At 74.9% G+C, this 24,193-nt stretch carries 21 protein-coding genes; 5 read left to right on the forward strand and 16 right to left on the reverse strand.

Translation table 11 applies throughout. The features are described from left to right. Positions 1-147 precede the first annotated feature (147 nt). Together ACH4PU_RS27110 and ACH4PU_RS27115 are read right to left on the reverse strand one after the other, a co-directional pair. Entirely contained in the window at positions 148-1,836 is a 1,689-nt protein-coding gene (locus tag ACH4PU_RS27110) for a DUF885 domain-containing protein (protein WP_398277259.1), read from the reverse strand. A 161-nt stretch (positions 1,837-1,997) separates the two neighbouring features. Beyond that, complete coding sequence (locus ACH4PU_RS27115) at positions 1,998-3,335, reverse strand: GNAT family N-acetyltransferase (protein ID WP_398277262.1); 1,338 nt, start codon at positions 3,333-3,335, stop codon at positions 1,998-2,000. A 194-nt stretch (positions 3,336-3,529) separates the two neighbouring features. On the opposite strand from ACH4PU_RS27115, the gene ACH4PU_RS27120 reads away from it, so the two are divergent. Continuing rightward, positions 3,530-4,150 (forward strand): flavin reductase family protein, encoded by a 621-nt coding sequence (locus tag ACH4PU_RS27120; RefSeq protein WP_398277265.1) that lies wholly within the window; start codon positions 3,530-3,532, stop codon positions 4,148-4,150. Between the two features lie 305 nt (positions 4,151-4,455). Here the strand turns inward: ACH4PU_RS27120 and ACH4PU_RS27125 are convergent, their stop codons facing one another. Beyond that, positions 4,456-5,832 carry a dihydrolipoyl dehydrogenase family protein gene (locus ACH4PU_RS27125; protein WP_398277268.1) on the reverse strand — a complete coding sequence of 459 codons (1,377 nt, stop codon included), beginning with the start codon at positions 5,830-5,832 and terminating at the stop codon, positions 4,456-4,458. A 209-nt stretch (positions 5,833-6,041) separates the two neighbouring features. On the opposite strand from ACH4PU_RS27125, the gene ACH4PU_RS27130 reads away from it, so the two are divergent. Then, the gene (locus ACH4PU_RS27130; RefSeq protein WP_398277271.1) at positions 6,042-6,593 is read left to right on the forward strand and encodes a hypothetical protein; all 552 of its coding nucleotides are present in this window, start codon (positions 6,042-6,044) and stop codon (positions 6,591-6,593) included. 257 nt (positions 6,594-6,850) lie between these two features. Here the strand turns inward: ACH4PU_RS27130 and ACH4PU_RS27135 are convergent, their stop codons facing one another. Both ACH4PU_RS27135 and ACH4PU_RS27140 read right to left on the reverse strand, forming a co-directional pair. Further along, a complete protein-coding gene (locus tag ACH4PU_RS27135) occupies positions 6,851-8,260 on the reverse strand; it encodes a hypothetical protein (RefSeq protein ID WP_398277274.1) in 1,410 nt (469 codons plus the stop codon). Between the two features lie 108 nt (positions 8,261-8,368). Further along, positions 8,369-9,208 carry an alpha/beta fold hydrolase gene (locus ACH4PU_RS27140; protein WP_398277277.1) on the reverse strand — a complete coding sequence of 280 codons (840 nt, stop codon included), beginning with the start codon at positions 9,206-9,208 and terminating at the stop codon, positions 8,369-8,371. Positions 9,209-9,589: 381 nt separating this feature from the next. Between ACH4PU_RS27140 and ACH4PU_RS27145 the strand changes: the two genes are divergently transcribed. After that, positions 9,590-10,333, forward strand: a complete 744-nt coding sequence (locus tag ACH4PU_RS27145) for a GntR family transcriptional regulator (protein ID WP_398277280.1) — start codon at positions 9,590-9,592, stop codon at positions 10,331-10,333. Between the two features lie 52 nt (positions 10,334-10,385). On the opposite strand, the gene ACH4PU_RS27150 is transcribed toward ACH4PU_RS27145, so the two are convergent. Continuing rightward, entirely contained in the window at positions 10,386-11,549 is a 1,164-nt protein-coding gene (locus ACH4PU_RS27150) for an ROK family protein (RefSeq protein ID WP_398277283.1), read from the reverse strand. Positions 11,550-11,756: 207 nt separating this feature from the next. Here ACH4PU_RS27150 and ACH4PU_RS27155 point away from each other — a divergent pair, with 207 nt between their 5' ends. Then, positions 11,757-12,296, forward strand: coding sequence for an EF-hand domain-containing protein (locus tag ACH4PU_RS27155; protein ID WP_398277286.1), 540 nt, complete (start codon positions 11,757-11,759; stop codon positions 12,294-12,296). Between the two features lie 9 nt (positions 12,297-12,305). Here the strand turns inward: ACH4PU_RS27155 and mug are convergent, their stop codons facing one another. The 6 genes from mug to ACH4PU_RS27185 form a co-directional block, all read right to left on the reverse strand. Next, positions 12,306-12,854, reverse strand: a complete 549-nt coding sequence (mug, locus tag ACH4PU_RS27160) for a G/U mismatch-specific DNA glycosylase (protein ID WP_398277289.1) — start codon at positions 12,852-12,854, stop codon at positions 12,306-12,308. A gap of 3 nt (positions 12,855-12,857) precedes the next feature. After that, entirely contained in the window at positions 12,858-14,291 is a 1,434-nt protein-coding gene (purB, locus tag ACH4PU_RS27165; RefSeq protein WP_398277292.1) for an adenylosuccinate lyase, read from the reverse strand. Positions 14,292-14,362: 71 nt separating this feature from the next. Beyond that, the gene (locus ACH4PU_RS27170; protein WP_398277712.1) at positions 14,363-15,286 is read right to left on the reverse strand and encodes an SGNH/GDSL hydrolase family protein; all 924 of its coding nucleotides are present in this window, start codon (positions 15,284-15,286) and stop codon (positions 14,363-14,365) included. A gap of 100 nt (positions 15,287-15,386) precedes the next feature. After that, complete coding sequence (locus tag ACH4PU_RS27175) at positions 15,387-16,400, reverse strand: hemolysin family protein (protein WP_398277295.1); 1,014 nt, start codon at positions 16,398-16,400, stop codon at positions 15,387-15,389. After that, positions 16,397-17,755 (reverse strand): hemolysin family protein, encoded by a 1,359-nt coding sequence (locus ACH4PU_RS27180; protein ID WP_398277298.1) that lies wholly within the window; start codon positions 17,753-17,755, stop codon positions 16,397-16,399. The genes ACH4PU_RS27175 and ACH4PU_RS27180 overlap by 4 nt, the downstream gene beginning before the upstream one ends. 206 nt (positions 17,756-17,961) lie before the next feature. Then, complete coding sequence (locus ACH4PU_RS27185; RefSeq protein WP_398277301.1) at positions 17,962-19,119, reverse strand: FAD-dependent monooxygenase; 1,158 nt, start codon at positions 19,117-19,119, stop codon at positions 17,962-17,964. A gap of 106 nt (positions 19,120-19,225) precedes the next feature. Between ACH4PU_RS27185 and ACH4PU_RS27190 the strand changes: the two genes are divergently transcribed. Continuing rightward, positions 19,226-19,798: a TetR/AcrR family transcriptional regulator gene (locus ACH4PU_RS27190; RefSeq protein WP_398277304.1), complete on the forward strand. Its 573-nt coding sequence runs from the start codon at positions 19,226-19,228 to the stop codon at positions 19,796-19,798. Between the two features lie 7 nt (positions 19,799-19,805). Here ACH4PU_RS27190 and ACH4PU_RS27195 read toward each other — a convergent pair whose 3' ends face one another. The 4 genes from ACH4PU_RS27195 to bioB form a co-directional block, all read right to left on the reverse strand. Continuing rightward, a complete protein-coding gene (locus tag ACH4PU_RS27195) occupies positions 19,806-20,483 on the reverse strand; it encodes a class I SAM-dependent methyltransferase (RefSeq protein ID WP_398277307.1) in 678 nt (225 codons plus the stop codon). A 287-nt stretch (positions 20,484-20,770) separates the two neighbouring features. Next, complete coding sequence (gene bioD, locus ACH4PU_RS27200; RefSeq protein WP_398277310.1) at positions 20,771-21,472, reverse strand: dethiobiotin synthase; 702 nt, start codon at positions 21,470-21,472, stop codon at positions 20,771-20,773. Further along, positions 21,469-22,836, reverse strand: coding sequence for an adenosylmethionine--8-amino-7-oxononanoate transaminase (locus ACH4PU_RS27205; protein ID WP_398277313.1), 1,368 nt, complete (start codon positions 22,834-22,836; stop codon positions 21,469-21,471). Before ACH4PU_RS27205 ends, bioD begins: the two co-directional genes overlap by 4 nt. After that, positions 22,829-24,001 (reverse strand): biotin synthase BioB, encoded by a 1,173-nt coding sequence (bioB, locus tag ACH4PU_RS27210; RefSeq protein WP_398277316.1) that lies wholly within the window; start codon positions 23,999-24,001, stop codon positions 22,829-22,831. Before bioB ends, ACH4PU_RS27205 begins: the two co-directional genes overlap by 8 nt. Positions 24,002-24,193 lie beyond the last annotated feature (192 nt).

The raw sequence follows: 24,193 nt of genomic DNA on the forward strand, positions 1-24,193 counted from the left end.
CCCGCGCCGTGGGTGTTTGGGGGCGGGGGGGGGGTGGCCCCCCCCCCCCCCGGCCCCCCCCACCGGCGGGGTCAACGCCCCCCGGCCGGGGGGGGGGGGGGGCGGGGGGCCCCGCCGCCCCGCCCGCCCCCTCCCGCTCACCGCCCGTCAGAGCGCCGACAACTCCGCCACCAGGTCGTCCAGCCCCAGCGAGCCCTGCGACAGCGCCGCCATGTGCCACGCCTTCGCGTCGAACGCGTCACCGTGCCGCTTCCGCGCCGCCTCGCGGCCCAGCAGCCAGGCGCGCTCGCCGAGCTTGTAGCCGATCGCCTGGCCCGGCATGCCCAGATAGCGGACGAGTTCGCTCTCCACGAAGTCCGCCGGGCGGCTGCTGTGCAGCCCGAAGAACTCCTGGGCCAGCTCCGGCGTCCAGCGCTCGCCCGGGTGGTACGGGGAGTCGGCCGGGATCTCCAGCTCCAGGTGCATGCCGATGTCGACGATGACGCGGGCGGCGCGCATCATCTGGGCGTCCAAGTAGCCCAGCCGCCGCTCGGCGTCGGTGAGGAAGCCCAGTTCGTCCATCAGCCGCTCCGCGTACAGCGCCCAGCCCTCGGCGTTGGCGCTGACCTGGCCGAGGGTGACCTGGTAACGGGAGAGGCGGTCGGCCACGTGCGTCCACTGGGCGAGCTGGAGGTGGTGGCCCGGCACGCCCTCGTGGTACCAGGTGGACACCAGGTCGTACACCGGGAAGCGGGTCAGGCCCATGGTCGGCAGCCACGTCCGGCCGGGGCGGGAGAAGTCCTCCGACGGGGCCGTGTAGTACGGGGCCGCCGCGCCGCCGGGCGGCGCGATCCGCGACTCGACGCGCTTGACCCGCTCGGCCAGGTCGAAGTGGGTGCCGTCCAGCGCCTCGATGGCCTCGTCCATCACGCCCTGGAGCCACTCCCTGACCTCCTCGACGCCCTCGATGTGGGTGCCGTGCTCGTCGAGGTGGGCCAGCGCCTCCCAGGGCGTCCGCGCCCCCGGCAGGATCTTCTCGGCCTCGGTCCGCATCTCCGCCAGCAGGCGGTGGAACTCGGACCAGCCGTAGGCGTACGCCTCGTCCAGGTCCAGGTCGGTGCCGTTCCAGTAGCGCGACCACCGGGCGTAGCGCTCGCGGCCCACCACGTCAGGGGCGCCCTCGACGGCGGGGGCGTAGACGTCCCGCAGCCAGTCGCGGATGTCGGCGAGGGCGCCCGTCGCGGCCTCCGCCGCGCCGTCCATCTCCGCCCGGAGCTCCTCGGGGCCGGGTGCCGTGAAGTCGCCGAACCAGCCCTTGCCGTCGGTGCCGATCCACTCGGCCAGCTGCTCCAGCACCGTGGCCACCTGCCGCGGCCCGCCCGGCAGGCCGCGCTTCAACCCCTCGGCCAGCGACGCCCGGTAGCCCTCCAGCGCGGCCGGCACGGCCCGCAGCCGGGCCGCGACCGCCGACCAGTCCTCGGCGCTGTCCACCGGCATCAGCGTGAAGACCTCGCGCACCGAGTGCAGCGGCGAGTGGATATTGCTCACGGCGCGCAGCGGCTCGCCCGCGTCGTGCACCGCGAGTTCGGCCGTCAGCCGCTCGCGCAGCAGCCGGGCGCAGCGCCGCTCGGCGTCGTCGTCCGCGCCGGGCAGCCGCTCGGCCTCCGCCAGCCGGTCCAGCGTCTCCCGCGCCAACGCGGCCACGGCTTCCTGCCCCTCGGGCGAGAAGTCGGGCAGCCGGCGGGCGCTGGACGCCACGCCGAGGTAGGTACCGGTGATCGGGTCGAGCTCGAGGTACGCGTCGACGTAGGCGTCGGCGACCTGGCGGGGCAGCTGAGTGCTGGTGGTGTTCGGCATGCGCCCATCCTCGTACGGCGGGGGCCGCCGCGTCACGCGGGATTCGCCGTACCCGGGACGCGCGGCCGGCGGTCCGGATCCGAGGCCGTCAGCCGGGATCCGCGGCCGGCGGCCGGGACGCGCGGAGGTACGGCGGGGGGTGCACGGCCGTCCGGCGGGATTCACGGCCGTCCGGCGGCCAGGCGCCGGACGGCGGCCGGGGCGACGCGGGCGGTGATCACCAGCGTGCCCTCCTCCACCTGGTAGTCCAGCGGCAGGCCCAGTCCGCGCATCGCCGCCACCATGCCGGTGTTGGACGCCCGGGTCACCGCGTAGACGCTCTCGCAGCCCGCCTCGGCCGCCATCACCACCAGCCGGCGCAGCAGTTCGGCGCCGACGCCGCGCCGCTGCCACGCGTCCTCGACGAGCAGCGCCACCTCGGTCTCCTCGCCGTCCCAGAGCAGGTGGCCGAGGGCGACCAGCCGGCCGGACGGCTCGTACGCGGCGAGCGTCCGGCCGAACCGCGGGCCGAGCAGGTGGCCGAGGTAGCGGTCGGCGGCGGCGACGTCCCGGACCGGACCGTGGTAACGCAGGGCGAGCGTCGCGGGGGAGCAGCGCTCGTGCATCGCCTTGGCCGCCGCGAGGTCGCCGGTGTCCGCCCGGCGGACCGTCACCTCGTCCCCGGCGGGCAGCGTCAGCACGTCGTCGCGGCGCGGGAACCGCGGTCCCAGCCGCGCGTCCAGCTCGACGAGCGCCCGGGCGCGGGCGAACTCCGCAGGGGTGAACGGGAGATGGGGTCGCTCGATGGTGATCGTGCCGCCGGAGGGATCGCGCAGCCGCAGGACGGTGTCCCGCCACTCGCCCTCGGCCGGGACCTCCGCCGCTCCCGCCGGTGCCGAGCGGATCGCGCACCGGCCGAGCAGCCGGCGCAGCGCGAGCGGCAGTTCGGCGGAGTCCAGGGCGGTGCGGGTGGCGAGGTCCAGCACCCGGGTGGGGGCGTCCACCAGGTCGTGGGCGTCCGCCCGCTCCAGCCAGGTCGCGCGGCCCCCGCCCGCCTCGGCGGCCCGGGCCAGCGCGTCGGCCGTGAGCCCGCCCGGCGCGCGCAGCAGCAGCTCGTCGACCGTCCCTTCGGCCAGCGGGTGCGTCTGGAGGGCGAGGATGTCGACGCCCCGGCCGGCCAGGGCCAGGCAGAGGGCCGCCAGGCTGCCCGGCTCGTCGCGGACGGTCGTCCGCATCCGCCACAGCGTGCTGCCGACGGCCTCCTCGGGGAGGCCGGGGGCGGGAGTCTCGGACCGCGCCCGGCGCCGCCGGTGCCACCAGGTGTGGAACCCGGCCGTGGCCAGCAGCGCGGCGGCCGACCCGGCCAGCAGGGCCGGCCCGTCGGGACCGTGCGCCACGGTGTCGGCCACGCAGTCGGCGGCGGCCACGGCGGTGAACAGGGCGGCGAGTTCCGCCAGGTCACGCCGCCAGTGGTGCGCGCGGCCGGGGGCGTCCGCGGGGGTCGCGTCGGTGTCGGTCATGGTGTCCACCCTGACGAAGCGGTGTTGCCCGATCACGAACACCTCGTGTCCTCCGGGTAAAGGACATCCGCGGCACGTTACGGGCGGGGTCGCTCCGCCGGTCCCCGGCGGCCGCTCCCACCTGCGGCGACGGCCCCCGCCCGGGAACCGTCCCCGGTCGGCGGCCGGACCCGGCGGCATGGATACTGGCGGGCATGCGCGTTGACATCGACATCGAAACCGCCGGCCGGGCCGCCGTCTACCGGCTCCTCACCTCGGTGGTCGTGCCCCGGCCGATCGCCTGGGTGTCCACGGTCTCCGAGGACGGGACGACGGCCAACCTCGCCCCCCACTCGTTCTTCACCATCGCCTGCGTGGAACCGCCGATCGTGCAGTTCACCTCGGTGGGCCGCAAGGACACCCTGCGCAACGTCGAGGCGACCGGCGAGTTCGTCGTCAGCCTCGCCCCCGAGGGGCTCGAACGGCAGATCAACGAGACCGGTGCCGACTTCCCGCCGGGCGTCGACGAGTTCGACGCCGTCGGCCTCGCCAAGGAGCCCTCGCTCATGGTGAAGGCGCCCCGGGTCGCGGACTCTCCCGTCGCCCTCGAATGCCGGCTGCACGGCACGCTCCGCCTCGGCGACTCCACGATCGTCCTCGGCCGGGTGGTGCACGCCGCGGTCGGCGAGTCCGTCCTGGACGGCGACCACCCGGAGATCACCCGCATGCGCCCGCTCAGCCGCCTCGGGAGGGACGAGTGGGGGACGGTCGGCGGGGTCCGCTCCATCCCGCGCGTCGCGTACGCGGACTGGCGGCAGGCCGACGGCGCGAACTGACGCGCCTTGGAGGGCCGTTCGCCCGGGCCGACCTCCCGGTGGCCCCTCCGCGGCGACCCCGCCCGGCCGCCGCGTCGGCTTGTACGCCCCGGCTTGTACGCCCCGCCCGGGCCCGAACCGGTCGTCCGCGACCCGGAGCCGGCGTCCGCCGCGTACGCCGCCCGGCACCCGGACGACGCCGAAGCCGCTGTCTTCGCGGTCGGCGCGGGCCCCGGCGGCGGCAACGAGCGAGAAAGCCGCGACGGCGGTAGGGCGCAGGCCGCCTCCCCGGCCCAGCCGGCCGCCTCCCCGCGCGCCCCGGCCCGCTACCCTCTCGAGACCAGATCCCGCAGCGCGTCCTCCACCCCCCGGTGGAAGGTCGGATACGCGTAGATCATGTGCCGCAGCGTCTCCACCGGCACCTCCGCCTGGACCGCCACGGCCACCCCGTACAGCATCTCGCCGCCCGCCGGGCCGGCCGTCGTCGCTCCGACGAGGATCCCGCGGTCCGCGTCCTCGACCAGCTTGATCAGGCCCTGGTTGCCGGCCTTGTGGATCCAGCCGCGGGCCGAGGACGGCACCCGCGCCAGGCCGGTGCGTACCCGGAGGCCCCGGTCGCGGGCCTGACGCTCCGTCAGGCCCACGGCGCCGATCTCCGGGTCGGTGAAGGTGACGCGGGGCAGCGCCCGGTAGTCGGCCCCGGGCCCCGGCTCGCCCAGCACCTCGCGGGCGACGATCTCCGCCTCGTACATGGCCACGTGCGTGAACGCCCCGTGGCCCGTCACGTCCCCCGCCGCCCACAGCCCGTCCGCGGCCCGCATCCGGCCGTCCGTGCGCACGGAGCGGGCCTCCGGGTCGAGGCCGACGGTCTCCAGTCCGAGGTCCCGCAGGTCCGCCCGGCGGCCGGTCGCCACCAGCAGCCGGTCGGCGGTCAGCTCCTCGCCGCCGTCCAGGACGAGGGTGAACGCATCGCCGTCATGGCGGGCGGCGGTCGCCCGGGCGCCCGTCCGGACGGTCAGCCCCTCGGCCGCCAGCACCTCGGCGAGGAGGGCGGCGGCCTCCGGTTCCTCCGCCGGGACGAGGGTGTCCGTCGCCTCCACCACGGTGACGCGGGTGCCGAACCGGGCGTAGACCTGGGCGAGTTCGACGCCGATCGAGCCGCCGCCCAGCACCAGCAGCGACCCCGGGGGCTCGGTCGCGGCGATGGCGTGCCGGTTCGTCCAGTACGGGACGGCGTCCAGCCCCGGCACCGGCGGGATCTGCGGCTTCGTCCCGGTGGCGAGCACCACCCCGCGCGCGGCCTCGAAGACGCCGCCCTCCGGACCGTCCACGGTCACCGTGCGGGGGCCGGTGAGCCGTCCCCGGCCGCGGGCCAGCCGGCCGCCCTTGTCGCGGAACCGGTCGGCGGCCACCTGATCGTTCCAGTCGTCGGTGGCCTCGTCGCGGATCCGCGACGCGACCGGCGACCAGTCCGGCTCCACCCGCGCCGCGCCGGCCATCCCGGGGATCCGGCGGGCCTCGGCCAGCAGGCTGCCGGCCCGGATCATCATCTTGCTGGGCACACAGCCCCAGTACGGGCACTCGCCGCCGACGAGCTCCGCCTCCACCCCCACCACCCGCAGCCCGGCCTCCGCCAGCCGCCCCGCGACGTGCTCGCCGCCCGGGCCCATTCCGATGACGACGACGTCCACCTGCTCGGCCATGCCACCGCACTCCGCTCCGTTGTGGGTTTCCTCCCGGACCCGTTCACCCTGCCAGCACCGGGGGCCGCCGGTCACGGCCGACGCGCGCCGGGGGATGACACATGCCTGTCCGGTTCTGCCCTTGGGGGTTTTGTGAAGGACGTGCAGAATTCACCACCGTACCGCCATGCGTCTCGCGTCACGTCGGTTCACGCCTGTGAGGAGAAGTCATGCGCTCGGTGACCCCACGCTCGAAGAAGACGGTGCTCGCTCTCGGCGCCGCGGCCCTCGCCGCGGCCGGTGCGCTCACGACCCCCGCTGCGGCGGCGCCGCCCGCCCCCGACTCCAACGGCAAGGCCATGACCTGGACCCTGCTCGCCGACGGGCCCAGTGGCACGGTCCAGGTCGGCGGCGGCCCCCTGAGCAACCCCTACCAGGGCGACACCGCCACGACCACGGCGCTGCCGCTGCTCTGCCTCAAGGTCGACGGCCGCCCCGTCCCCGCGGGCATCACCCCCGGCTTCTACGCCGGCTGGGCGCGCGGCACGGTCGCCGCCACCGCCCCGATCCGCGGCAACCGGTTGTCGAGCCGTGCCGTCGCCGACGGCGTCTGCGCCAACAACTTCGGGGCCGGCTGGCGCATGGCCGAGTTCCACGACGGCAGATACGGGACCAACCTGGAGAGTTCTGGCGGCTGGAGCTTCTGGGCCGACGGCGACGTGCCCGCCGGCACCCGCTTCTGGACGGCGATCAACGACCAGCCGGCCAACCCCTGGAACTGACCGGCCCGAGGGCGGCCGCGTTCAGCGGGCGCGGCCGCCGGATCAGCGGCAGGACGGCGGCGCCGCGGCGGCGGGCTGGTGGGTGCTGCGACGCCGGGGCCGGGGGGCACTCGGGGGAACGGGCCAACGAGCCCGCGCCCCCGGCGCGTTCAGTCCCCTCCCGGGCGCGTCTCGCACCGCCGGTCCGGCGCGTACCGGTCCGCCGGTCCGGCGCGTACCGGTCCGCCGGTCCGGCGCGTACCGGTCCGCCGGTACGGTCAGGCCGCCGGGAAGACGAAGACGCCCTTGTCGACGGAGACCGCGCCGTGCCCGTCGGCGCCGAAGACCGGCACCTGGTCGTTGTCGAGCTTCTTCGCCAGGACCTTCTTCGTCTTCACGTCGACGGCGATCGGGTCCCAATACCCCTGCGTTCCCGGGTTGGTGTAGCCGTAGACGACGCCGTTGCCGGCGGTCAGCGGCGAGAAGTCGTTCTCGTCCGGCCCCTGCGCCCAGAGCCGCTTCCCGCTCTTGAGGTCCCAGGCGGTGGCCAGCCAGGGCTTCCCCATGCCGGGCCGGCCGGAGGTGACGAGGGCGCCGGTCGACGCGTCGTACGTGACCTGGAAGGTGGGGTTGGTGAGCGGGTTCCCGAAGTCGGTCCGGGAGCCGGGCGCCTCCGCCTCGACGACCGGGCCGGTGGCCAGCAGCCGGCCGGTGTCGACGTCGTTCACCGACATCACCCAGGGCTCGGTCTCGGCATGCTCGTCCCCCTTGGTCTGCCAGGCCAGGACGATCCGGTCGCCGACCACCGTCACCGGCACGACGTTGACGGCGTGGGACTTGTCCTCCGGGAGGGCCTGCGACGGCCGGCCGGCCTCGCTGGTCGTCCACGCCTTCTTGCCGGTCGCCAGGTCGGTGGCCACCAGGCGCTCGGGGTGGTTGAACATGCCGCGCTCCACCTCCTCGTACGAGAAGGCGTGGTCCCCCGCGAACGTCCGCTCCTCCGGCGAGTACCGGTACAAGTCCTGGGAGCGGACGGGGACGTGCATCCCCTGGAGGTCGCCGGACTTCTCCAGCTTGTTCGCCGCCCCGCCCCCGGCTCGCGCGACGGTGCCGTCCTTGGCGAACCAGCCGTCCGAGAAGTGGGTCGCGTTCTCCTGCGCGGCGCTGCCGAGCTTGCCGCCCCGGCCGTCGTAGACCTCTTCCACGGAGGTGCTCTTGTCGGAGGTCATGCCGTCGGACGGGGTTGTGCTCGTCACGCGCACGCGCAGCGCCGGGGCGCCGTGCCAGGTGTCGGCCGTCACCTTGGCGTCGCCGAACTTCAGGGTCTTGCGGACGGCGCCGTCGCGCGCGTCGCGGAACTCGACGGTCTTGGGGCCCTCCCGCAGCGCGGGCCCCTTGTCGTTCGCCGTCTTCTCCGCGCCGGGCGCGGTGACCACGGCGAAGGCGTCGCCGACCGCGAACACCGCCGTGCCGCCGGGCGCCGCCGGCACGGTCCAGGCCGGCTTCGCCGCCAGGCCCGGCAGCGCGGCGCCCTGCCAGGAGAGATGTGCCGACTGCGCCGTCTTCTTCGCCGGGCCGTCGTCCTTCCCCGAACCGGAACCGGAGTCCGAGACGCAGGCGGTGAGCCCGGCGAGGAGCGCCACGGCCACGGCGGCCGGGACGAGGACGGTGCGCGCGGTGGAAGCCACTGCGAATCCCCCAAGGTCGTGCTGTCTGATCGGGAGATCCTATGACGCGGCGGATCATGCTTCCCTCATGCACCTTCCGTCACACCAGTAACTTCCATCCCAGTGGACTCAGCGCGCGGTGTCCAGAATTACCCGGGCCACGAGGGCCGGATCGTCGTTCATCGGCACGTGCCCGCAGCCCGGCAGCCGGACCAGCCGGGCGCCGGGGATCACCTGCGCGGCGCGTACCCCCTGCCGGCGCAGCAGCACCCGGTCGCGGGTGCCCCAGGCGATGGTGGCCGGCAGGTCCGGCAGTTCGTGGGCGAACAGGACCGAGCGCCCGGCGGCGAGGGTGGCCTCGAAGCCCACCGCGTCCCGCAGCGCGCTCGCCTCCGCGACCACCGCGTCGACCGGGCGCCGGCCGGGGCGGGCGTAGACCAGGCTGACCAGCGCGGCCCGGCCGGCGGGGGTGGCGGCCAGCCCGGCCAGCCGCTCGGGCGGCAGCCGGCGGGCGCCGTTGCGCAGGCCGCGCAGGACGGTGAAGGCGTAGCGGCGCTCGGACTCCGTCCAGAACCCGGCGGGGGAGAGGGCGGTGACGGTCCGTACGAGCTTCTCGTGGCCCAGTTGCAGGGCGATCAGACCGCCCAGGGAGTTGCCCGCCACGTGCGGTCGGTCCAGGCCGAGTTCCTCGAAGAACGCGCGGAGGACGGCGGCCGTGCTCGGCAGGTCGTACGGCACCGCCGCCGGCAGGGCGGGGGAGCGGCCGAAGCCGGGCAGGTCCACGGCGACGACGTCGTGTTCCGCGGCGAGTATGTCGAACACCGGGTCCCACGCCTGGAGATGGTGGCCGATGCCGTGCAGCAGGACGAGCGGGTCGCCTTCGCCGGCCCGCCGGTAGACCACCTCGGCCGGGTGCGGCCCGGAGGGGGTGTCGAGGGAGAACGTCGCGGTCTGCAAGGTGGCACCCATGAGTCGGCTCCTGCTGATCCTCGGGGGGTCTTGTAGACAGGATGTCAGCAATGGTTACCGCCGGGTAGACCCGTGACGTGACCCTTTGTCCACGCGGCTCTCCGGGACCGGCCGGCCCGGCGCTCGCGACTCCCGGCGTGCGCCTCCGTGCGCCGCTCACCCCGCTTCTTTCGGGGCGCCGGCGACGGTTGGTGACCGTGCCCCTGCGCGTGAGGGGACGGGCGGGTGCCGACGGTCACCGAGGGTGCCGAAAAGTCCGTACCACCTCGATGGGTGCCGCGCATTGGTCTTGACCAAGTGCGCACACCGTCCTATGGTCACAGGCATACTGCAACAACCTTTAATAAAGAAGCGCGCGAAAAGCCTTTGCGGAGGATGAGGGTGGGGACGACGCAGCTGGAGACGGCGCCCGAGCCGAAGTACTGGCATCTGAAAACGGTGTTGAGCGACGCGCTCGACTCGGAGTTCGCGGTGGGGGAGATCCTGCCCAACGAGCGTGAACTCGCCGCCCGTTTCGGGGTCGCGCGCGCCACGCTCCGCCAGGCGCTCGAACAACTGGAGCTGGAGGGCCGCCTCCAGCGCCGCCGCGGCGTCGGCACCACGGTCGCCCCGCCGCGCGTGGGCGTCGCCGTCGCCGACGCCGAACACGCCTGGCCCGGCACCACCGAGGACGACTGGCAGCCGGTCGACAGCGTCGAGGCCGCCGCACCTGCCGCCGTCGCGCTGCTGCTGGGCACCGGCCGCGACGAGACCGTGCACACCGTCCGCCGCACCCGCAGCAGCCACGGGCGGCCCGTCGCCACGGAGCTCCTCTACGTGCCGGCCCCCGGGGTGTCCGGGCTCGCCATCCCCGAGACCGCTCCCGGGCCGGCTCGTGCGCGTGCCGTCCTGCGCGCGCTGCATCGGCTGCCGCTGGAAGGTCAGGACCGGGCTGTGGAGCTCGGGTCCGCTCGCGCGGATGACGCGAAGCAGCTTGATCGGCTGCCGGGTGCGCCTGTTCTGCTCGTCACGACGCGGTACTTCGCGGAGGGGCGTACCGCGGCCGTGGCGGTGGCCACGTATCGGGCCGATACGTGCCGGCTTACGTTCGGCGACGGTGAGCCGGTCGGGTTGCTCGCGAGCTGAAGCTCGCGGTGGGGGTGCCCCGGCCCCTCCCCCAGAGGGGGCAGGGGCGAACTCACCGCGCCGCGACCGGCCGTTCCACCGCGAAGAGTTCGCCCTCCAGGTGGTCCAGCGCCAGCCGCAGCGCCCCCGTCGCCACCGCCGAATCCCCCAGCAGCGACAACGCCACCCGCGGCGGCCGCAGGCAGTAGCGCGCCAGCTCGGTGCGGAGCGGATCGAGGATGCCGCCGATGCCGGCGGCCCAGCCGCCGACCACGACCAGCTCCGGGTCGAGGGCCAGCACCAGCGCGGCCACGTCGTGGACCAGGCGGCGCAGATAGCGGTCGACGGCGGCCCGCGCCCGTTCGTCGCCCTCCCGCGCAAGGGCGAACACCCGGACCACCTGGGCCTCGTCCAGCGGGTGGAGCGGTTCGTCCGTCGGTGACAGGACCTCCTCCGGGGTCGCCTCGCGGCCCAGCAGGTGAAGGGCGCCGATCTCGCCGGCCGCGCCCCCGAATCCGCGGTGCAGCCGTCCGCCGATCAGCGAGCCGGCGCCGGGGCTCAGGCCGGCCAGGACGAAGACGACGTCGTCGACCTCGCGCGCCGCGCCCTTCCAGTGCTCGGCGACGGCAGCGGCGTTGGCGTCGTTCTCGACGAGGACCGGGCAGCGGAACGACCGCCGCAGCCGCTCCCCGAGCGGGAGTCCCGTCCACTCCGGCAGTGCCGTGCCCAGCCGGACCGTCCCGTCGGCCTCCACGATGCCCGGGCTGGCCACGCCCACCGCCCGTAGCGCGCCGCGCGGTACGTCCGCGCGCCGCAGCAGGTCGGCGACGGTCGCCCGGACGCGTTCCAGCCGTTCGTCCGCCGACGCGGTCTCCGTCACCTCGGCCGCCGCCGAGCCGGCCACCCGGCCGCTCAGGTCGGACAGCAGGGCCGCCACCCGGTGCGGTCCGATCTCGACGCCGAGCAGGTGTCCGGCCTCCGCCCGGAAGCGGAACCGCCGCGCGGGCCGCCCCTGGCGGCGCGCCACGCCCTCCTCGGCGGACGCCTCCGCGACCAGCCCGGAGTCGATCAGCCCCTCGACCACGCCCTCGACGGTCGGCCGGGACAGCCCGGTGGCCTTGACCAGGTCGGTGAGGGTGGGGGGCGAGGACGGCGCGGCGGCCCGGAGCGCGTGCAGGACCACGGCCGAATTGATCCGCCGCAGCAGGGACGGGTCCCCACCGGTGAGCCGCCCCAACGTCGCCGCCTCCCTGCCCTCGCGTCTTTTGCGTCCTCTTTGCCGCCACCGGATCGTAGCCGGTGCGCCCGGGGGCGGCGAGGGCCGGTGCGTCCGGCCGTGCTCCACCCGGGCAGCTTTGACGGCGGTTCACGAGGGCGTACGGCCACCCGCCCCGGACCGCGCCCGCACAGTGGAGGCACCCTCAAGACACAGGAGGCCCCGCCCGTGAGCGATGTGCTGCGAGAGAAGTACGAACACCGGTTCCGCCAGCTCGACGTGGACGGCGACGGGTTCGTCAGCCAGGACGACGTCCGGGGCCGGGCCCGGCAGCTGGCCGACGCGCTCGGTGTCCCGGCGCACGATCCGCTGACCCGGGCCGCCGAGGACGCGGCCGACGTCTACTGGAAGGGCGTCGTCTCGCACACGCCCGACGGCGGCGCCCGCCGGGTGGACCTCCCGGCGTTCGTCGCCGCGCTGGAGGCCGCGCGAGAGGACGGGACGCTGCGGTCGATGGTGAAGCCGACGGTCCGCGCGCACCTGGCCGTCGCCGACCAGGACGGCGACGGCGTCGTCGACGCCGGGGAGTTCGCCGCCGCCCAGCAGGCGCTGGGCATCCCCGAGGACCGGGCGCGGGAGGCGTTCACGGTGCTGGACGTGGACGGCGACGGGCGGCTGACGCTCGCCGAGTGGGAGAACGCCGTCTGGGACTTCTACACCGGCACCGATCCCGACGGGCCCGGCGGGCGGGTCCTCGGGCACGTGTGACGCCGCCCGTCAGGGGCCTACGGCCGCCTCCCGCAGCCGTCCGAACTCCTCCGCCATCGTCGCGAGCGACCAGTGGGCGTTGAGGCCGCTGGGGTTGGGCAGTGCCCAGACACGGGTGGTGCCTATGGTGCGCTCCTGCGGGCCTATCCGGGCCTTCTTGTCGCCGAAGGCCGTCCGGTAGGCCGTCACCCCGGCGACCGCCAGCCAGCGCGGCCGCAGCCGCTCGACCTTCTCGACGAGCAGCCGGCCGCCCTCGCGGAACTCCTCGTCGCCCAGCTCGTCCGCCCGGGCCGTGGCCCGCGCCACCACGTTGGTGATGCCCAGCCCGTACTGCGGCAGCAGGTGCTGCTCGGACGGGTGGAGGCGGCGCGGGGTGAAGCCGGAGGCGTACAGCACGGGCCAGAACCGGTTGCCGGGGCGGGCGAAGTGGTGGCCGGTGGCGGCGGACATCAGCCCGGGGTTGATGCCGCAGAACAGGACGTTGAGGCCGTCCGCGACCACGTCGGGGACGAGGAGGTCGCGGGCGGCTTCGAGTTCCTCAGGAGTGGGTCGGGCCATGCGTCACAGGATGGCACCCGGCGCGTACGCCGCGGCCTCCGGGCGGGCCTTGACGATCTCCTCCACGCGGGCGGCCACGGAGGCGACCTGGTCGGCGGCGGCGCCGGAGAAGGAGAGCTTGTCCGCCATCAGCGCGTCCAGCGCGGCCCGGTCCAGCGGGATCCGCTCGTCGGCCGCCAGCTTGTCCAGCAGCTCGTTGCGCTCGGCGCCCTGCTCGCGCATGGCCAGCGCGGAGGCGACCGCGTGCTCCTTGATGGCCTCGTGCGCGACCTCGCGCCCGACACCGGCCCGGACCGCGCCCATCAGCACCTTGGTGGTGGCCAGGAACGGCAGGTAGCGGTCCAGCTCGCGGGCGACGACGGCCGGGAAGGCGCCGAACTCGTCGAGGACGGTGAGGAAGGTCTCCAGCAGGCCGTCGAGCGCGAAGAACGCGTCCGGCAGAGCGACGCGGCGCACCACCGAGCAGGAGACGTCGCCCTCGTTCCACTGGTCGCCCGCCAGCTCGCCGGTCATCGAGGCGTAGCCGCGCAGGATGACCATCAGGCCGTTGACGCGCTCGCAGGAGCGGGTGTTCATCTTGTGCGGCATGGCGGACGAGCCGACCTGGCCGGGCTTGAAGCCCTCGGTGACCAGCTCGTGCCCGGCCATCAGCCGGATCGTCTTGGCGAGCGAGGACGGCGCGGCGGCGAGCTGCACCAGCGCGGTGACCACGTCGTAGTCCAGCGACCGCGGGTAGACCTGGCCGACGGAGGTGAAGGCGGTGCCGAAGCCGAGGTGCGCGGCGATCCGCTCCTCCAGCTCGGCCAGCTTGGCGGCGTCGCCGCCGAGCAGGTCCAGCATGTCCTGCGCGGTGCCGACCGGGCCCTTGATCCCGCGCAGCGGGTAGCGGGCCAGCAGGTCCTCGACCCGGCCGTACGCGACGAGCAGCTCGTCGGCGGCGGTCGCGAAGCGCTTGCCGAGGGTGGTGGCCTGGGCGGCGACGTTGTGCGAGCGGCCCGCCATGACCAGCTCGGCGTGGTCGGCGGCCAGCTTGGCCAGCCGGGCCAGGACGGCGACCGTGCGGTCGCGGACCAGCTCCAGCGAGAGCCGGATCTGCAGCTGCTCGACGTTCTCGGTGAGGTCGCGCGAGGTCATGCCCTTGTGGACGTGCTCGTGGCCGGCGAGGGCGTTGAACTCCTCGATGCGGGCCTTGACGTCGTGCCGGGTGACCTTCTCGCGCTCGGCGATCGACGCGAGGTCGACCTGCTCCAGCACCCGCTCGTAGTCGGCGAGCGCGGCGTCCGGCACCTCGATCCCCAGGTCCTTCTGGGCGCGGAGCACGGCGAGCCACAGCCGGCGCTCCAGGGTCACCTTGTACTCGGGGGACCACAGGACGGCGAGCTCGGCGGAGGCGTAGCGGCCGGCGAGCACGTTGGGGATGCGGGGCTTCGAAGACACAGGAGCAGTCACGTGACGTAAGTCTACTGGCGGAACGCGCAGACCCGTACGGTGGCCCGGGTGGTGCGTTCCTACGAGGGCCGGACGGAATCAGAGCTTCCGTCCGCTGCCGGAGCCTTCTCCCAGCGTCGCCAGCCGGTGACGCAGCCCGGCGGATCGGCCGCGGGCGTCACGAAGTACGCCTCCCCGAGCGCGGTGCTGAAGTGCGCGCCCGCCCGGCCGTCGCCCGAGGAGCGCCCGGTGAGCCGACGGCCTATCCAGGGGCCCAGGTGCTCACGGGCGAAACGGAGGTCGGAACTCCGCCGGGTGGTCCAGCCGGGGCGGACGGCCGGCGGCAGGGGCCGCCGCCAGTCCGACTCCGCCGGCAGGCCGAGCGCCTGCCAGACCGCCTCGGCGACCCGGCGGTGCCCCTCGGCGTTCAGGTGCAGCCGGTCCTCGGCCCACAGCCGGGAGTCGCCCAGCACCTCGGCGCCGAACAGGTCGACGACCAGGGCGCCGTGCCGCTCGGCGAGCTCGTCGATGAAGTCGAACAGCCGCTCCATCCGGGGGCGGAACCGCTCCAGGACCGGGCCGCGCCGGCCCGGGCTGCGCATCAGCACCAGCTGCCGGCAGCCCGGCGCCAGCCGCTCCACCGCCTCGGCCAGCCGGTCGCAGACCAGGCCGACGTCGCACTTGGGCCGCAGCACGTCGTTGAGCCCGCCGACCAGCGTCACCAGGTCGGCGCCCAGCGCGGCGGCGGGCGCCGCCTGCTCGTCGGCGATCTGCCCGATGAGCTTGCCGCGCACCGCCAGGTTCGCGTACCGGAAGCCGGGGGTCCGGGCGGCGAGGCGGGTGGCGAGCAGGTCGGCCCAGCCGCGGTAGGAGCCGTCCGGCAGCAGGTCGGACATGCCCTCGGTGAAGGAGTCGCCGACCGCGACGAAGCTGGTGAACACGGGGGCGTCAGCCTGCTGGGCCGGCGGGGCGTTCTCGGGGTTCCCGGTGGGGGAGGCATTCATCCGCATGGCGCGGCGATCCTACTCCCGTCCTTTCTTGTGCCCCTCCGGCCCCTCCCGCCCCGCTCGGCTCACACCCTTCGTCCCCGCCGTCTCACCGCTCTCACACCTTCCGTCCGACCAGCTGCCGGAGCACATCCTCCAGCGTGACCATCCCGGCCAGCCGGTCGTCGGTGCCGAGCACCGCCGCGAGGTGGGCGCCGGTGCCGCTCATCGCGGTGATGACGTCGTCCAGCGGAGTGTCGGCCCGCACCTGGGCGATGGTGCGTATCCGGCGCAGCGGGAACGGGACGTCGCGGGGCGTCGCGTCCAGGGCGTCCTTGACGTGCAGATAGCCCAGGATCCGGCCGTGGTCGTCGATCACCGGGAAGCGGGAGTAGCCGGACCGGGCGGACAGCGCCTCCAGCTCCTCCGGGGTGACCCCGAAGCGGGCCGCGACCACCCGCTCCACCGGCAGCACCACGTCGGCCACCGGGCGTTTGCCCAGCTCCAGGGCGTCCCGCAGCCGGGCCGTCGACCGCTCGTCCAGCAGCCCGGCGGCGCTGGCGTCCGCCACCATGCGGGCCAGCTGGTCGTCCGAGAAGGCCGCCGCCACCTCGTCCTTGGGCTCCACGCGCAACAGCTTCAGGGCGCCGTTGGCGAGCTGGTTGATGGCGAACACCACCGGGCGCAGCCCGCGCGAGAGGGTTACCAGCGGCGGGCCGAGGAACAGGGCGGTGCGCACCGGTTCGGCGAGGGCGATGTTCTTGGGCACCATCTCGCCGAAGAGCATGTGCAGATAGGTCGAGACGGCCAGGGCGATGGCGAACGACACCGCGTGGATGCCCCCGGGCGGCAGTCCGGCCGCGTGGAGCACCGGCTCCAGCAGGGTGGCGATGGCCGGTTCGGCGACCACACCGAGCACCAGGGTGCAGAGTGTGATGCCGAGCTGTGCCGCCGCCATCAGGGCCGAGATGTGCTCCAGGCCCCAGAGGACCCGGCGGGCCCGCCGGTCGCCCTGGTCGGCGTACGGCTCGACCTGGCCGCGGCGCACGGAGATCAGCGCGAACTCGGCGCCGACGAAGAAGGCGTTGGCGACCAGCGTCGCCAGCCCGATGAGCAGTTGCACGGCGGTCATCGGCCGGCCTCCCCCGGGCCGCCCGCCGCGTCGTCGGACGCGTCGGGGCCGCGGTCGGGGGCCGTGAGCCGGACGCGGGCGGCGCGCCGGCCGGACGCGTCCGTCACCTCGATCCGCCAGCCGGCCACCTCCAGGGTGTCCCCGGCGGCCGGGATCCGGCCGAGGTCGGTGGCGATCAGGCCGGCCAGCGTCTCGTACGGGCCCTCGGGGACCCGAAGGCCGATGGCGTCGAGCTGGTCGGTGCGGGTCGCGCCGTCGGCGTCGTACCGCTGCCGGCCCTCGGGGCCGGTGCCGGCGGGGGCCAGGTCGGGCCGTTCGACGGGGTCATGCTCGTCGCGGACCTCGCCCACGACCTCCTCGACGATGTCCTCCAGCGTGACCACGCCGGCCGTGCCGCCGTACTCGTCGATGACGACGGCCATGCTGCGCTTGGCCGAGAGCCGGTCCAGCAGCCGGTCGACGGTCAGGGACGCGGGGACGAGCAGCGGTTCGCGGAGCAGGCTGGTCACCGGGCGCAGGCGGCGCTGGTCGGCGGGGACGGCGAGGACGTCCTTGATGTGGGCGATGCCGACGACGGAGTCGAGACTGCCCCGGTAGACGGGGAAGCGGGAGAGGCCGGTCGCGCGGGTGGCGTTGGCCACGTCCTCGACGGTGGCCCGCTCGTCCAGCGCGGTGACCTGCACGCGGGGGGTCATCACGTTCTCCGCCGTCAGTTCGGCGAGGTTGAGGGTGCGGACGAACAGCTCGGCGGTGTCCGGCTCCAGCGCGCCCTCGCGGGCCGAGTGCCGGGCCAGGGCGGCCAGTTCGCGGGGGCCGCGCGCGGTGGCCAGCTCCTCGGCGGGCTCCACGCCCATCCGGTGCAGGACGCGGTTGGCGGAGTTGTTGAGGTGCCGGATCAGCGGCCGGAAGAAGGCGGAGAAGGCGCGCTGCGGCCCGGCCACGGTCCGGGCCACCGGCAGCGGCCGGGAGATCGCCCAGTTCTTGGGGATCAGCTCGCCGACGACCATGAGCACCACGGTCGACAGCACGGTCCCCAGCGCCAGCGCCACCGACGACGCCACGCCCCGGGACAGCCCGAGGGCCTGCACCGGGCCGGTCAGCAGGGTGGCCAGGGACGGCTTGGAGAGCATGCCGATGACCAGGCCGGTGACGGTGATGCCGAGCTGGGCGCCGGAGAGCTGGAAGGTGAGGCCGCGGACGGCCCGCAGCGCGCCCTGCGCGCGGCGGTCGCCGGACTCCGCGGCCCGCTCCAGCTCGCCGCGCTCCACCGTGGTGAGCGAGAACTCGGCGGCGACGAAGAGGGCGCACGCGAGCGTCAGCACCAGGGTGAGCGCCAGCAGGAGCACTTCGGTCATCGGGTCACCTCCGTCCCATGATCGGGCACGGGCCGGAGGGGCGCGCGATGTCGGACGCCTGGACTGCTGGGAGGTTCGCCCATGGGAGGACGCTCACACCTTTCGTTCGCACGGGAGGACGGTTCGCCGGGACTCACAGGGAGACGGATGCCCAGGGAACCGTGACCACCCATGGTAAAGGAAAGGCAAAGCGGCGGTGGGGCGGCTCAGCCCAGCCGGGGCGGCGTCCATCTGGCGTGGCGCAGGACCGCCTGGACCGCCATGCCGGACGGGGCCAGTCGGAACGCCGTGTTCCGGAGGGTGATCGCGAGCGGCCGGTCCAGTCGCGGGCCCATGCGTCCGGCCTGCCGGGCGGCGCGGGCGACGGCCTGGCTGCGGGGGCGCCGCTCGGCGTCGTAACGGGCCAGCCCGGACGCGACCGACGGCTCGGCGGCCAGGGCGGCGGCCAGGGTGACCGCGTCCTCCAGTGCCTGGCAGGCGCCCTGGCCCAGGAACGGGGTCATCGCGTGGGCGGCGTCGCCAAGGACGGCCACTCGGCCGGCGACGAACGAGGGGAGCGGGGTCGCCAGCTCGTGGATGTCGTGGTGCAGGACGTCCTCAGGGCGGGTGGCGGCCAGCAGCTCCGGGATCGGGGCGTGCCAGTCGCCGAAGCGGCGGCGGAGCGCGCCCAGCGGATCGGCGGGGCGGAGCCCGAGCGGCGCGTTGAGGACCGCGTGCCACTCGGCGCGGCCGTCGGCGAACGCGATGTGCCCGAACTCCGCGCCCCGCCCCCATGTCAGTTCGAAGTCGGTGCGGAGGTCCAGCGGGCGCTCGGTGATCGCCCGCAGTACCGTCGAGCCGCTGTACGCGGGGCCCGGGTGGGAGGGGAACAGCGCGCGGCGCAGCCGGCTGCCGACGCCGTCGGCGGCCACGACCACGTCCGCCGTACGCTCCTCGTCGCCCCAGCGGACCCGGGCGCCGGACGGGTCCGACCGGTCTACCTCCGTCACCTCCGCCCCCGTCACCAGCGCCCCCGGCGGGAGCGCGGCGCGCAGGATCCCGTGCAGCGTGGACCGGGGGATGCCGACGATCGGCGTGCCCAGCTCCCGCTCCAGGGCCGCGCCGTCCATCCGGGCCAGCCAGCGGCCGTCGGGGGTGCGCGTCCCGCCCGTGTACTGGAAGCGGGACGCGGCGCGGAGCGCCTCGCCGACGCCGAGTTCGTCGAGGGCGCGGACGCCGTTGGCGCCCAGGGAGATGCCCGCGCCCGCGTCGCCCAGGACGGGGGCGCGTTCGACGACTGTCACCTCCCAGCCGATCCGGCGCAGCCCCAGGGCGGCCGCCAGGCCCCCGATGCCCCCGCCGACGATCACCGCGCTGCTGCCCATGCCAGGCCCCTTCCCACGTCGCGCTCACACCGGGTCTTCTACACCTGTAGAACATCCCTGTGCCGGGATCATAGGCCAGAGCCTCACCTGCGATAGAAAGGGGGGTGTGGCCACCGAACGACGCACCCTCATCGCCGACGCCGCCCTCGACGTCCTGGCCGACGAGGGCATGCGCGGGCTCACCCATCGCGCCGTCGACCGGGCGGCGGACCTCCCGCCCGGCACCACCTCCGCGTACTTCCGCACCCGCCGGTCCCTGCTCGACGCCCTCGTCCGGCGGCTCGTCGACGTCGACCAGACCGAGCTGCGGACGCTCGGCGCGGCCTTCCCGGTGCCCCGGGACGCCGACGAACTGACCTCCGGCCTCGTCGCGTTCACCGAACTCCGCCTCACCGGTCCCGGCCGCCGGCGAACCCTGGCCCGCTACGCCTGCGCTGTCGAAAGCGTGCGCGACCCCGCACTGCGGGAAGTCCTCGCGCCCCGGGAGAACCCGGCCCGGGACGCCGTACGGGACTTCCTGGTGGCCCGCGGCGTCCCGGACCCCGAGGAGCGCACCGTCACCCTGCTCGCCTGTGTCGACGGCCTGGTCTTCGACCGGCTGGTCGCGGGCGGCGAGGTGCCGCGCGCGCACGTCAGGGGCCTGGTGGAGGCGGCGTTGCGCGGGCCCGACGGCGGCTGACGGCCGCTCAGTCCGGGCGGACCGCGACTCCCGTGACGCACGAGGACGACGGCAGCCGCAGCCCCGTCGCCGGCACCCGCACCCGCCGCGGGGAGCGGACGGCGAACCCGGCCGCGGCGAGGGCGCGCAGCGGATCCCGGCTCGTCCGGCAGCCGCCGAACAGCCGGGGCCACAGGGTGCGGTCGGCCACGCGCTGGACGGCGGCGAACGTCCGTTCCTCCGCGCGCCCGTGCTCGAAGAAGCGGACCTCGGCGCCCGGGCGCAGCACCCGCCGCAGCTCGCCGAGCGCCCTCGGCACGTCCCGCACCGAGCACAGCACCAGGCAGACCACGGCCGCGTCGAACGCCTCGCTCTTCACCGGCAGCGCCTCCGCCGCCGCCGGGACGACGTCCACCGGCACCCCGGCCCGCACCGCCGCCTCCACCGCCGCCCGCCGCAACCGCTGCTCCGGCTCGACCGCCACCACCTCCGACACGGCGTCCGGGTAGTAAGAGAAGTTCAGCCCCGGCCCGGCCCCGATCTCGATCACCCGCCCGGCCAGCCCGGCCAGCAACTCCCGCCGGTGCGCGGCCATTCCGCTCCGCACCTCCAGCGCGGGGGCGGTGCGCGCGTAGAAACGGGCGAAGAGGGGGTGGTGGACGGGGCCGGGGTCGCGCGGTGACCTGGAACGGTGAAGCGGCGGCATGGCACACCCCTTTCCGGGGACACGTCGGCTAACGCGATTGTTCCCCGTACGGGGGGTGGTGAGCCCGGGCCCCGCCCTTTCTCCCCCAGCTACCGCTGGGAGGTGCCCCCAGTTTCCTGGGGCTGCCACCCCAGACCCCGCTTTTCGCAGCTTCGCCGCTCGTCCTCAAACGCCGGACGGGCTATATAGCCGTCCGGCGTTTGAGGACAACCGCGCGGAGCGCGGTTTCGGGGGTGCGGGGGCAGCGCCCCCGCAAGAAACGGTGAAAGGGCGGGACCGGGGCCAACTCACCCCAGCGCCCCCGGCGACCACGTCCCGGAAAGCTCCGGCCCCAGCCAACCTCCCGCGCGGGCGCGGAAATCGGCCGGCGCGAGGGCCCCCGCCCCGGCGGGCAGGGCGCCGACCAGGGGCGCGCCCGCCGACTCCGGGAAGTCGGTGACGTTGCAGCGCATCGCCAGGTCCGGCTCCGCCGGCCAGCTGCCGATGACGACGCCCGCGCAGGTCAGGCCGCGCGAGCGCAGGGCCTCCGCCGTGAGCGCGGTGACGTTCAGCGTGCCGAGGCCGGGCGCGGCCACCACCAGGACGGGGGCCCGGAGCAGCCGGGCCGCGTCGGCGAGGGTGCCGGCCTCGTCGTCCAGGCGGACGAGGAGGCCGCCCGCGCCCTCGACGAGGACCAGGTCGTGGTCGGCGGCGAGCTTCTCCGCCGCCGTGGCGACGTCCGCCGGGCGGACGGGGGGCAGGCCGGCGCGGCGGGCCGCCGTCGCGGGGGCCAACGGCTCGGGGTAGCGGGCCAGTTCGAGGCCGGTGACCGGGCCGGCGAGGCGGCGGACCTCGGCCACGTCGCCCGGTTCGTCCGCCGCGACGCCCGTCTGGGCGGGCTTGAGGACGGCCACCGAGCGGCCCTCCGCCAGGGCGACCGCGGCGATCGCCGCCGTCGTCATGGTCTTGCCGAGCTCGGTGCCCGTGCCCGAGACGATCAGTATCGTCATGTCCGCTTCCCTTCCGCCGTGGCCGTGGCCGTCGCCGCCGCCGCCGCGTGTACCGCGCGGCAGATCCGGGCCAGGTCCTCGTCACCGGTGACGAACGGCGGCATCGTGTAGACGAGGTCGCCGAACGGCCGCAGCCAGACGCCCGCGCGTACCGCCGCCTCCGTCGCCGCCGCCATCCCCGCCGCGTCGAGCGGCGCGTCCAGTTGGACGACGCCGATGGCGCCCAGGACGCGGACGTCCCGTACCCCCGGCACCTCGGCGGCCTCGGCCAGGCCGTTCCGCAGGCCGGTCTCGACGCGTTTGACCTCCGCCTGCCAGTCCTGGCCCAGCAGCAGGTCGACCGACGCGCAGGCGACGGCCGCCGCCAGCGGGTTGCCCATGAACGTGGGGCCGTGGGCGAGCACCGGCACCTCGCCCCGCGAGATCCCGTCGGCCACCCGCGGGGTGCACAGCGCCGCCGCCATCGTCAGATAGCCGCCCGTCAGCGCCTTGCCCAGACAGAGCACGTCGGGGGTGACGCCCGCGTGGTCCGCCGCGAACAGCGCGCCCGTGCGGCCGAAACCGGTGGCGATCTCGTCGAAGACCAGCAGCACGTCGTGCTCGTCGCAGAGCCGGCGCAGCAGCCGCAGATAGGCGGGGGAGTGGAAGCGCATCCCGCCCGCGTTCTGCACCACCGGCTCGACGATCACCGCGGCCACCTCGTGCGCGTGCCGCTCCACCAGCTCCCGCAGATGCGCCTCGTACGCCGGGTCGGGTTCGGCGTCGAAGCCGGGCGGCGGCGCGTCCGCGAACACCTGCTCCGGCAGCACGCCGGACCAGAGGCTGTGCATGCCGCCGTCCGGGTCGCAGACGGACATCGGCGTCCAGGTGTCGCCGTGGTAGCCGCCGCGCCAGGTGAGCAGCCGCCGCTTCTCCGGGCGGCCGGACGAACGCCAGTACTGCAGGCACATCTTGACGGCCACCTCGACCGACACCGAACCCGAGTCGGCGAGGAAGACGTGCTCCAGGCCCTCCGGCGTGATCTCCACCAGCCGGGCGGCCAGCCGGACGGCGGGCTCGTGGGTGAGCCCGCCGAACATCACATGGCTCATCCGGTCCAGCTGCGCCCGCGCGGCCTCGTTGAGCACCGGGTGGTTGTAGCCGTGCAGCGCCGACCACCAGGACGACATGCCGTCCACCAGCTCGGACACGCCGTGCGCCGGCTCCGCCAGCCGCAGCCGGACGCCCGACGCCGACGCGACGACCAGAGGGTCCCGGCGGCCGGGCATCGGGGCGTACGGATGCCAGACGTGCTGCCGGTCCAGTTCCAGGAGGCGGCGCGGAGTGAGGGGTTCCGTCCCGGGGCGGAGGAGCGGTTCAGGCATTGGGCGGCAGGTCCGTTCCCGCACCCCGGCGGCGTACCGCGACCAGGTCCGTACGGGCCGCGCCCGGCTCGTCGGTCGCGGATTCGGCCGGCTCGGCGGCCTCCGCGGTCCCGGAGTCCCCGCACGGCCCGCAACTTCCGCCGCCGCACCCCTCCTTCCGCGCCCGGTGCGCGGGCAGCGTCGTCGTGCCCATGCCCTCCACCTCGAAGCCCGCGTCCGCGATCATGTCGAGGTCGGCCTTGCCCTCCTGGCCCTCACTCGTCAGGTAGTCGCCCAGGAAGATGGAGTTGACCAGGTGCAGGGCCAGCGGCTGGAGGCTGCGCAGGTGGATCTCGCGGCCGCCGGCCAGCCGCACCTCCGCGTCCGGGTGGACGAAACGGACCATCGCCAGGATGCGCAGCGCCCGCTGCGGCGTGAGGTTCCACTCCTCGGCCAGCGGGGTGCCCTCGAACGGGATGAGGAAGTTGACCGGCACCGAGTCCACGTCCATCGCGCGCAGCGCGAACACGACGTCCACCAGGTCCTCGTCGCGCTCGCCCATGCCCGCGATCAGCCCCGAGCAGGCCGACAGGCCGGCGCCCTGCGCCAGCCGCACGGTCTCCTCGCGGTCCGCGTAGGTGTGGGTGGTGGTGATGTCGCCGTACGTGGCCTCGGAGGTGTTGAGGTTGTGGTTGTAGGCGTTGACGCCCGCCGCGCGGAGCCGCTCCGCCTGGCCCTCGGAGAGCAGCCCGAGGCAGGCGCACACCTCGACCTGCTCGTTCTCCTCCTTGATCGCCTCGATGGTCCGCGAGACCCGGTCGATGTCCCGGTCCGTCGGACCGCGCCCGCTGGCCACCAGGCAGACGCGCTTGGCGCCGCCCGCGACGCCCGCCGACGCCGCCTTCGACGCCTCCTCGGGCTTCAGCCAGGTGTACTTGAGGATCCCGGCCTCCGAGCCCAGCCGCTGGGAGCAGTACGAGCAGTCCTCGGGGCACAGTCCGGACTTCAGGTTGACGAGGTAGTTGAGCTTCACCCGCCGCCCGAACCACTTCCGGCGCACCCGGCCCGCCCCGGCCACCACGTCCAGCAACTCGTCGTCGGAGGTCGCCAGCACGGCCAGCGCCTCGTCGCGGGTCGGCGACTCGCGCCGCAGCCCCTTCTCCACCAAGGTGTCGATCAGGTCCATGGCCAGTGATCCTGTCCCACCGGAGCACTCCGGGCCAAGGTAGGGATCTCACAACACCGCGTCTCCAAGCTGGGTGGATCACGACATGCTGATCATGCGCGGAAAAGGCTAGTTTGAGGATCGGCCGTACTCGGCCCGGGTCATGGATTCCCTGAGGATTTATGTGAACCCCACAGAATCCCCTGCGGAATC

The organism is Streptomyces sp. NPDC021100 (genome assembly GCF_044333095.1).
In the GTDB taxonomy this organism is placed as follows: Bacteria; Actinomycetota; Actinomycetes; order Streptomycetales; family Streptomycetaceae; genus Streptomyces.